Consider the following 3,971-nt stretch of genomic DNA (forward strand, 5'->3'; position numbering starts at 1 on the left):
TGCTTGGATTGAAATCCTTGCGAACGGCTACAAAAATGATCGCTGGAATGGAAGCTATGCATATTGATCAAAAAAGGACAAACGCTCCAAGGGGCGAAGTCTGTTCAAAAGCAAATGTATCTTATTGATGAAATCTTTGGTTTAACAGCATAAATTTCAATTCCGTTAGGAATCTTTTGTTCATTTTTCATAAACCCACTATTTTTGCACCAGAACAGAGTCACCTATGTTGTTTTTTGTCTTATTACAAAGTACAAATTTGTATTATGAAGGCATCTTAATAAATTATAATATAAATAATAGCTGAGACTGATAGTGTTTCACATGTGTGATTCTATTTTAAACTCTATCAATCGACAAAATAACACTAATATCATCAATTTTTATATACAGTTAATAATGATACATCCACATTCAAGGAGACAATGTTAGATGTTCTAAAAAACTGAATAAATTAAAGGAAGGGGAAGATTATGGTTTTTACTTTTTTGTGATTTATCAGAATAGCAAGGTTAGTCTGTTTGTCAGGAAAAATGAAGGGTTTCAAATAGACATATGAGTGAATGCAGGATAGTTCCCCCTATATTTTCTAAAGTGGGAAACAAACTTATTACTATAATGGTGGTCATTCATTGTACGTCGAAAAAGCTAATTAATTAGCTACCTTTTGAAGTTTTTATGCTATATGAATTAATATAAAGATTTAAGTGAGGTATAAACATTGAATAAACGACATGTTTTCATGGGTGCTGTAATAAGTAGTATCGTACTACTATCGGCATGTGGAACATCATTAGAAAAAGTTGTAACATCTAGAGCTGGTGATATTACAAAAGAAGAGTTCTACACTCAAATGAAGCAACAAGCTGGTAAGCAAGTACTAAACAATATGGTTATCGAAAAAGTACTTATTAAAAACTACAAAGTTGAAGAAAAAGATGTAGACAAAAAGTACGATGAAATGAAACAACAAGCTGGTGATCAATTTAAATCCTTACTAAAGCAGAAAGGTCTGACAGAAGAAACCGTCAAAAATAAAATTCGTGTTTCATTAGCTCAAGAAAAATTAGTGGAAAAAGCACTTACTGATAAAGATTTAAAAGTGCAATATGAGGACTATAAACTTGAAATTAAGGCAAGTCATATTCTTGTAAAAGATGAAGAAACTGCAAAAAGAGTAAAAGAAAAACTTGCACAAGGCAAATCTTTTGAAGAGTTAGTAAAACAATATTCTGCAGATTCAATCTCAAAAGAAAAAAACGGAGACTTAGGATTCTTCGGACCTAAGAAAATGTTAAAAGAATTTGATGAAGCAGCTTTTAAGCTGAAAAAAGGTGAAATAAGTGAACCAATAAAAACACAATACGGTTATCATATTATTAAAGTAACCGATATGAATGCTGATAAAACTTTTGATCAAGCAAAAGCTGATATCAAGAAAGAATTAGTTGGAGAAAAATCAAAAGATCCTGAATTTATGAAAAATATAATGATGAAAGAAATAAAAACAGTTGATGTACAAGTTAAGGATAAAGAGTTAAAAACTATTTTTGAAGAACCCAAAATTGATACTAAAAAAGAGGAAAAGAAATAATGTGGCAACTAGGGCGGGAGAAAATCTTTTCTGCATCCCATGTCTGTGTCAAAAACTACTTCTCCTTGGCAAGTAAACAGAGTCAAATAATAAAATGAATTGAATGATTTTAGCTCTATACCCTATAGGACTAGGTCCGTTTAATACTTTGATAAGATCACGATTATAAAAATGGATGTGCTCATTTATCGCTGTAGAAAGTTGTTCAAATATCTTAGAATTACAGGGGATTTCGCTTTTTATTTTCCAAATGGATTACTATAGTACATAGGCTAGGTTGTGCTGTATAGGTGAAAATAAACTGGGATAATAAATACAAGATATGTATTTGGGACTATGATTTATTCTGATGGTATTTGTTTCAATTCTATATTGTTAAGGTGTTGTGAAATTCTGCAATTGAGCTCTTAAAATAAGAAAAGAGGAAAAGAAGTTGAAGAATGGAAATTTTTGGTTCGTTTTGTTGACGATAACAGCTTTTGTGTTTTCTTTATCATTTGTACATGTAACTCCTACAAAGGCATCTTCGGATACCATAAGCACAAAAGAGGAGGAAAGAATCATCGTCAAATTTAATAAAGAGGTCTCTTTGAAAGAAAAAACTAATATTTATCAACAAAAAAATGCAAAAGTGATTTCTCAAAATACACAACTTGGATTTGAAGTTATTCAAGTGCAGGGTCAATCTGTACAACAAGCTCTTCAAGAATATCGTAAGCTATCCGGTGTAGATTATGTGGAACCAAATAAAGTCTATCAAGCAGTATGGACTCCCAATGATTACTACTACTCTTTGAATCAAAATACATCACTGCAAAAAATGCAAATCCCTAAAGCATGGGATATTACCCGTGGAAGTACTGATCTAGTGGTAGCAGTTGTTGATTCAGGAGTTCAGAGCGCACATCCTGACTTAAAAGGAAAGATAATCCCGGGTTATGATTATGTGCGAAATAATGCGGATCCAAGTAAGGATGAATTGGGACATGGAACGCATATAGCAGGAACAATTGCTGCGGTAACTGACAATGACATCGGGATAGCTGGAATAGCTCCTAATGTGAAAATACTATCCGTTCGTGTACTAGATAGAAATGGATATTCATACAATGATGTCATTGCTAATGGAATCACCTATGCTGTTGATCATGGTGCAAAAGTAATCAATCTTAGTATCGCCATGGAAGAGCCTTCTCAAGTACTAGAAGATGCAGTCAACTATGCATGGAATAAAGGGGTAGTACTAGTAGCAGGGGCAGGAAATTCTTCTACTTCTAAACCTTATTATCCCGCTGCCTATGCCAATGTCATCTCTGTAGCAGCAACTGATTCCAACGATTTGAAATGGGAGCGTTCTAACTATGGAATGTCAGTGGATGTTGCGGCACCAGGGGTAGACATCATGTCGGCTGTTCCAACCAATTGGAATCCTGAGAATCCTTATAGTACAAAAAGTGGAACTTCAATGGCTACTGCTAATGTATCAGGCGTAGTGGCGCTTTTAGCTTCCCAGGGATTCTCCAACATGCAAATTCGAGAATCAATAGAAAAAAGTGCAGATAAAATTCCAGGGACAGGTGAGTATTGGAAATATGGAAGAGTCAACGCGTATCAAGCTCTAACTAGTGCCCATTCCTTTTTATGACGCTGAAAATAAACCCAATTAATTAATTTACACATAGTTTTGGTGCGAATATAGTGCGAACATGTAGAAGAATGTAAGGGATTCCTACTGAAATCCGGTTTTAAGTGGTAAGACTGAAGAAGTTATGAATCTACTGTTAGTTCCATGCGAAATCTTCAGTCTTCTTAAATAGAGTTTTCTCCTATAAACATTGTTATTTTCTACTACATATTCTTACACTAGAGCCCTAAATAAAATCTTGTAAAGAAGCTCTTTTTATGGAAGATATTTAAAATGATAATATAAAATATAGAAAGGTGTACGCATGATAAAACTGACTGAATATGACTTAGCTTATATATGTTATTACTCAGAAAAAGTCCCATTATCAGCTCTTGCAGCCGGATATTTTCCTAGATTACAGTCTAAAGACCTTACCCGTTTACTAGAAAATTTACGTAAGAAAAAAATCTTTGATTTTTACAGAAACACCTATGAAGAATTATTAGAAGAAATAGATGATTGTATGGATTCCGTTGCAAAGTAAAAAAACATAAATTTATTTGCTAAATACAGTTAATATTTAAGCAATTTTGAATAATCTCTGTAAGTCCTTGTTGGCATCTAGTATGGTTTCTGTTGCAAAGTTCTGTATCACGTACATGCCCATCAACTTAAGGGCTTTTACTACCCCCAAGTACAAAAAAACGTTATTCTTTCTTACATAATATAAATGAGAAAGGGTGACGTTTT

At 33.2% G+C, this 3,971-nt stretch carries 4 protein-coding genes and 1 pseudogene; 4 read left to right on the forward strand and 1 reads right to left on the reverse strand.

Translation table 11 applies throughout. The annotated features are described in order from the left end of the window. Together F3I02_RS17195 and prsA are read left to right on the forward strand one after the other, a co-directional pair. Positions 1 to 153 (forward strand): annotated as a pseudogene (locus F3I02_RS17195) (IS6 family transposase); the annotation flags it as partial. 589 nt (positions 154 to 742) lie between these two features. Then, positions 743 to 1,594 carry a peptidylprolyl isomerase PrsA gene (gene prsA, locus F3I02_RS17200; RefSeq protein WP_196478232.1) on the forward strand — a complete coding sequence of 284 codons (852 nt, stop codon included), beginning with the start codon at positions 743 to 745 and terminating at the stop codon, positions 1,592 to 1,594. Between the two features lie 48 nt (positions 1,595 to 1,642). On the opposite strand, the gene F3I02_RS34925 is transcribed toward prsA, so the two are convergent. Continuing rightward, positions 1,643 to 1,846, reverse strand: coding sequence for an IS3 family transposase (locus tag F3I02_RS34925; RefSeq protein WP_196478233.1), 204 nt, complete (start codon positions 1,844 to 1,846; stop codon positions 1,643 to 1,645). Between the two features lie 229 nt (positions 1,847 to 2,075). Here F3I02_RS34925 and F3I02_RS17210 point away from each other — a divergent pair, with 229 nt between their 5' ends. Beyond that, a complete protein-coding gene (locus F3I02_RS17210; RefSeq protein ID WP_374058654.1) occupies positions 2,076 to 3,239 on the forward strand; it encodes a S8 family peptidase in 1,164 nt (387 codons plus the stop codon). 304 nt (positions 3,240 to 3,543) lie between these two features. After that, positions 3,544 to 3,765: a hypothetical protein gene (locus tag F3I02_RS17215; protein ID WP_196478231.1), complete on the forward strand. Its 222-nt coding sequence runs from the start codon at positions 3,544 to 3,546 to the stop codon at positions 3,763 to 3,765. The last annotated feature ends 206 nt before the right edge of the window (positions 3,766 to 3,971 follow it).

The organism is Bacillus sp. SRB3LM, from assembly GCF_015712745.1.
GTDB lineage: Bacteria > Bacillota > Bacilli > Bacillales > Bacillaceae_G > Bacillus_A > Bacillus_A thuringiensis_K.

Coding starts and splice junctions, on each gene's coding strand:
- prsA (WP_196478232.1), top strand. CDS start 743: ATGGGTGCTGTAATAAGTAGTATCGTACTACTATCGGCATGTGGAACA.
- F3I02_RS17215 (WP_196478231.1), top strand. CDS start 3,544: ATGATAAAACTGACTGAATATGACTTAGCTTATATATGTTATTACTCA.